The sequence below is a fragment of the Streptodolium elevatio genome (assembly GCF_040649515.1).
Classification (GTDB): Bacteria; Actinomycetota; Actinomycetes; order Streptomycetales; family Streptomycetaceae; genus Yinghuangia; species Yinghuangia elevatio.
The window spans coordinates 1-5,687 of sequence record NZ_JBEZFP010000242.1 but is presented as its reverse complement, the minus strand read 5'-3'; the positions used below and the strand labels follow the sequence as shown (position 1 = coordinate 5,687).

Below are 5,687 nucleotides of genomic sequence, written 5' to 3'. Positions count from 1 at the left end.
CCTGCACCACGCCTCCCAGGCCGCGCCGCTGCTGCGGGCCGGGCTGACCGCCAGGCGACTGCGGCGGCCCGCCCGCGCGCGGTGGTCGTGGGATCCGTCCTACCGGACGCTCGGTCCGTCCGGCGATCAGTGCGCGAGGGTGTACGTGCGGCGCACGAACCCGCAATCGAAGGTCTTGTTCTCCTCAAGCACCAGTTCGACGTCGTTGTCGAGCGCACCGAAGAGCGGCAGTCCTTCGCCGATCAGGATCGGCAGGGTGGTGACGATGAGCCTGTCGATCATCCCGGCGCGCATGAAGGTCTGGATGACCTGTCCGCCGTCCACGTACACGTGCTTGGTGCCGCGGGCGGCCAGTCCGGTGACGAGGTCGTCGATGCCGCGGTAGACGGTGATGCGGGAGTCGGCATCATCGGCGAGGACGGTGCTCAGAACGGCGACGTGCAGTCCGGCGAACGGCCAGATGTCGGCGCCGAAGGTGAGCAGCTTCTCGTACGTCGCGCGTCCCATGACGACCGTGTCCACGCCGGCGATGAAGTCGTCGTAGCCGAGGTCGCCGGCCTTCTCACCGCGGCTGGTCAGCCACTCGATGTCCCCGTCGCGGCGCGCGATGAAGCCGTCGAGGCTGGTCGCGATGAACACACTTGAGGTGAAGGGGAGTTCCTGGGTCGTGGAGGGATCCGTCACGGTGTCTCCGTTTCGTATGTGGCGGTGGTACGTCGTACCTCGGCTGGACGCGTGCTTCCGTCTGCCGGCTGCTGTCGGCTGTCGGCTGTCGGCTCGGCGCCGGGTCGGCACGCGTGTGGTCTACGTGCGGTACGGGCGGAGCGTGTCCTCGACGTCGGCGCGCAGCAGAGTGAGCGGGTCTCCCTGGCCGTCCACCGCCCAGAGCAGCAAGGTGCCGTTGAAAACCACCTGGACCGAGCGGGCGGTTCGGGCGGTGTCCATCACGTCCCGCAGCTCACGGGCGAACACGGCCGCGTCGAGCAGCGCGGCGGTCTCCTCGCGGAAGGCAGCCGCCTGCGCCGCCGCGTGGGCGCGGAACTCCGGGTCGGTGAGGTCGAGTTGCAGGAACGCGAGGTTGTTGGCCATCTCGGTCGGCGTACTGACGCCGACGGCCAGCGTGACCAGCGCGTCGAGCAGCGCCGCGATCGGAGACTTGTGCGCGGCGGCGCGGGCACGGGCGAAGACCGCCCGTGTGTCGTCGGGCGCCCGTTCGGCGAGGGCGAGCATGAGTCCGCGCTTCGATCCGAAGCGCTGGACGAGGGTCGCGGGCGCAAGCCCGGCCTCCTTGGCGACCGCGCCGAGGGTTAGTCCGTTCGGCCCGTGCTGCCCGATGGCTCGCGCGGTCGCCTGCAGGATTGCCTCGTCGCTGGTCGTACGCGGGCGTGCCATCCCCGTGTCCCCTTCCCGCCGGGTTAGTAAATGTCCGTTCGTTTATCTATCCCGACCGTAGCGCACGGCGCCGCGATTTGTAAATGCATGTTCGTTTACTAACCCGCGCCGCGCCGGCCCGTCGCCGCCACCGCCCGGCGCGCCACCGCGCCACCGCGCCGCCCACCGCATGTCAGGGCGATCTGACACCGTGACCCCATGGCTCAGCCCCTCAAGGACATGATCAACGCGCGCTCGGTCGCGACCCTCGCGGACGGGATCAGCACCGCCCACGCCGCCTTCCCCCGCGACCGCTTCGTCGCCACCGCACTCGACGGCCTCGAAGGCCAGGAGCTCAAGGACCGTGTACGCCACGTCGCCCGCGCCCTGCACGCGGCCCTCGACCTCCCCTTCGCGCAGGCCGCCCCCGTCCTCCGCGCCGCCGCCGGGCACACCCGCCTCGACATGTGGAGCGGCTGGCCCGCGACCGACTACATCGCCGAGTACGGTGTCGCGGACCTCGACGAGGCCATGTCCACCATCGCGGTCATCACGCCGTACGCCACCGGCGAGTTCGCCGTCCGCCCCTACCTCGACCGCTACCGCGAAACCGCACTCGCGACGATGCGCGGCTGGGCCGACTCCGACGACGAGCACCTCCGCCGCCTCGCCTCCGAGGGCACGCGCCCGCGCCTGCCCTGGGGCTCACGCGTCCGCTGGCTCATGACCGTCGGCCCGACGCTCCCCATCCTCGAACGCCTGCGCGACGACCCCAGTGAGTACGTCCGCCGCTCGGTCGCCAACCACGTCAACGACATCGCCAAGGACGACCCCGCGGCGGCCGTCGCACTGCTCGCCCGCTGGCGCGACGAAGGCGGCACGCACACCGACCGCGTCGTGCGACACGCCGTACGCGGCCTGCTGCGCACCGGCCACCCCGAGGCCCTGCCCCTCGTCGGCGCGGCACACGGCACCGGAACCGTCGAGGCGTTCACCGCCGACGGCACCGTGGCGGTCGGCGACCGGCTCCCCTTCAAGGTGACCGTGCGCGCCGACGCGCCCGGCGCCCTGGTGCTCAAGTACGCGGTGGTTCGCGACGGTTCGCGGCGCGTGTTCCACCTCGGCGAACGCATCGCCGACGCCGAGGGCGACATCTTCACCCTCGCCAAGTCCCACTCGTTCCGCCCGGTCACCACCCGCGTGGAACCCCCAGGCCCGCGGACCCTGGAGATCATCGTCAACGGCAAGCCCCGCGCCACCGCCGCGTTCACCCTCGTCCCCTGAACCGGCGGCGAAGACGCCGGCCGCGAGGGACGAAGCATGCGCCCGCGTACGCGGCGACGCACCGACGCATGTCGGACGCACGCCTGCCCGGTCGCGAGAGACGCGCCTGCACCGGCATACACGCGGCCGCGTCCACTCCTCATGTTCAAACAAGCAGGACGATCTTGCCGCGGGTGTGGCCGGTGCGGCTGGCGTCCCAGGCCGCGCGTACTTCGGCGAGCGGGTACGTCGCCGCCACCTCAACGGCCAGCTTCCCCCGCTGCACCAGATCGGCCAGTTCGGCGAGCTTCGCCCCGTCCGGGCGTACCCAGATCCAACTGCCGCCGTGCTGCTCGACGGTGTTGTCCGCGATCGACGCGTGCCGCCCGCCGGGAGCCAGGACGGCCAGCGTGGTGTCCAACTGGCCGCCCACGAAGTCCGCGACGGCGGTGACGCCTTCGGGGGCGAGGGCGCGGATGCGCTCGACGACGCCGTCCCCGTACGCGACCGGCTCGGCACCCAGCTCCCGCAGGTACTCGTGGTTGCGTTCCGAGGCCGTGCCGATGACGCGGGCGCCCTTCTCACGCGCGAACTGCACGCCGATGCTGCCCACTCCCCCGGCCGCGCCGTGGATCAGCACGACGTCGCCCGGCCCGGCCTCCAGGCGCTCCAGGGTGCGCTGCGCGGTCATCCCGGCCAACGGCAGTCCGGCGGCGGCAGGCCAGTCCAGGCCGGCCGGCTTGCGCGCCGCGGACCATGCGTTGACCGCGACGAGTTCGGCGTACGTCCCACCGTGCACCATGTCCTTGCGGGCGTACGCCATCACCTCGTCGCCGACCTCGAAGTCCGGCGTGTCCGGGCCGCGCGCGACGACCACGCCGGCGACGTCCCAACCGGGGATCACCGGGAAGACGGCGTCCATCATGGCGTCGAGACCGCCCGTCATCAGCTTCCAGTCCACCGGGTTGACCCCGGCGGCGCGGACCCGGACAAGGATCTGGCCCGGGCCGCACTTGGGGTCGGGCACCTCGCCGACGGACAGGCCGGAGTCGTCGGTGGCGTAGGCGTTGTAGGTCACAGCTCGCATGTGTCGGGGTCTCCTTGTCAGTGATGCGACGCCAATGGTGCGGCGCCAGTCGTGCGCTGCCGGTGGTGCGGCGTCGGCGGTGCGGTGTCAGTGGTTCGCTGCCCACCCCGCGGTCCGGGTCACAGGCTGATCCAGCCGGCGGCGAGTGCGGTGATCCCGGCGACCGCCCCCGCGATGGAGACCGCGAGGAGCGCCAGTTCGGGTCGGGAGAACCAGCGTCGCCCCTGCTCGCGGCGCGCCATGACGAAGAGGATCGTCGCCGGCGCGTAGACGATGAACGAGACCAGGACGTACTTCATGCCCGCGGCGTACAGCAGGAACGCGGTGTAGACGGTGGCCAGGATGCTGACGACGAGGTCGCGGGTGTTCCGGCCGTCGCCGCGCTCGCCCGCGCCCGTTGCCGCCCCTGACCCTGCCCCGCCTCCCGACCCCGAACCCGCCCCCGCTCCCGGCCCTGCCCCTGACCTCGACCTCGACCCCGGCGCGATGGCGATCCTGACGGCGAACGCGGCGGCCAGCAGGAACGGGATCAGCGACAGCGCGCTGGTCATGTTGAGCGCGAAGTCGAAGGCGTCGTCGGAGAACAGCGTGACGATCAGGACGACTTGGGTCAGCACGGTGGACATGAGCAGGGCCGCGGTCGGCACGTCCTCGGCCGTGGCGCGGCCGAGGAAGCGCGGCATGTCGTCGTCCTTGGCGGCCACGAAGAGGACTTCGGCCGCCATCAGCGTCCAGGCGAGGTACGCGCCGAGCACCGACACGATCAGGCCGACGCTGATGAACACCTCGCCCCACGTGCCCACCGCGTCCTCGAGCACGCCGGCCATCGACGGCTGCCGCAACTCGGCGATCTCGCCCATCGGCATGATGCCGTAGGAGACGATGGTGACCGAGGCGAAGACCGCGAAGACGCTGAGGAATCCGAGGACGGTCGCCCGCCCGACGTCCTCGCGGCGCTTGGCGTGCCGGGAGTAGACGCTGGCGCCTTCCACACCGAGGAAGACGAAGACGGTCGCGAGCATGGTGCCGCGTACCTGGTCGAACAACGAACCGGCGTAGTCGGCGCCCGCGACGTTGTCGGCGAAGACCTTCGGGTCGAGGTAGAAGAGCGCCAGGACGACGAAGAACAGGATCGGGACGATCTTGGCGGCCGTCACGATCCGGTTGATCGCCGCGGCCTCCTTGACGCCGCGGCGGATCAACAGGAAGAACGCCCACAGGCCGACCGAGGACAGCGCCACCGCCAAGACGGTGTCGCCGTCTCCTAGTGCGGGCGCGATGGCTCCGATGGTGGACATGATGAGCACCCAGTACGTGGCGTTGCCCACGCAGGCGCTGGCCCAGTAGCCGAAGGCGGAGAAGAAGCCGGGGTATTCGCCGAAGCCGGCCTTGGCGTACGCGTACACGCCCGCGTCGAGGTCGGGGCGGCGGACCGCGAGCGTCTGGAACACGAACGCGAGCATGAGCATGCCGGCGCCCGCGATCGCCCACGCGATCAGCGCCCCGGTGACCCCGGTCTCCTGCGCGAACCGGCGCGGCAGTGAGAACACCCCGGCGCCGACCATGGAGCCGACCACGAGTGCGGTGAGCGTGGGGACGGAGAGTTTCGCCGCGCCGCCTGATCCGCTCGTGGCCTCGGTACTCGTCATGCGCGTCCTTCGGGTCGCCGGCCGATGGCCACACCCTAGAAGAATCACAGCAATTCTCATGGAATCGCCACAAACAATATGAAGAGTCAACGAATCGGGTTTATCTGCGGACCCAGCCGTTCACACTTCCGGGAGCGCCCGCCGCAGCTCCGCGAAAGGCAAGGTGACCGCATGGCCGCTCCGGCCGACTCCGCCGTGCAGGCGTACGGCGTGCATTCCGAGGTGGGCAGGCTGCGCAAGGTCCTGGTCTGCGCGCCCGGCCTGGCGCACCGCAGGCTGACCCCCACCAACGCCGACGAGCTGCTCTTCGACGACGT

The 5,687-nt window shown here is 70.9% G+C and carries 5 protein-coding genes; 1 reads left to right on the top strand and 4 read right to left on the bottom strand.

Annotation, left to right across the window (positions count from 1 at the left end; genetic code table 11):
* Positions 1 to 126: 126 nt before the first annotated feature.
* Positions 127 to 684, bottom strand: a complete 558-nt coding sequence (locus tag AB0C36_RS42365; protein ID WP_358364940.1) for a dihydrofolate reductase family protein — start codon at positions 682 to 684, stop codon at positions 127 to 129.
* Between the two features lie 120 nt (positions 685 to 804).
* Complete coding sequence (locus tag AB0C36_RS42360) at positions 805 to 1,392, bottom strand: TetR family transcriptional regulator (RefSeq protein WP_358364939.1); 588 nt, start codon at positions 1,390 to 1,392, stop codon at positions 805 to 807.
* A 198-nt stretch (positions 1,393 to 1,590) separates the two neighbouring features.
* On the opposite strand from AB0C36_RS42360, the gene AB0C36_RS42355 reads away from it, so the two are divergent.
* Entirely contained in the window at positions 1,591 to 2,655 is a 1,065-nt protein-coding gene (locus AB0C36_RS42355; protein ID WP_358364936.1) for a YhaZ family DNA alkylation repair protein, read from the top strand.
* 145 nt (positions 2,656 to 2,800) lie between these two features.
* Here the strand turns inward: AB0C36_RS42355 and AB0C36_RS42350 are convergent, their stop codons facing one another.
* Positions 2,801 to 3,721, bottom strand: a complete 921-nt coding sequence (locus AB0C36_RS42350; RefSeq protein ID WP_358364934.1) for an NADP-dependent oxidoreductase — start codon at positions 3,719 to 3,721, stop codon at positions 2,801 to 2,803.
* Between the two features lie 119 nt (positions 3,722 to 3,840).
* Complete coding sequence (locus tag AB0C36_RS42345) at positions 3,841 to 5,370, bottom strand: basic amino acid/polyamine antiporter (protein WP_358364931.1); 1,530 nt, start codon at positions 5,368 to 5,370, stop codon at positions 3,841 to 3,843.
* Positions 5,371 to 5,687: the final 317 nt, after the last annotated feature.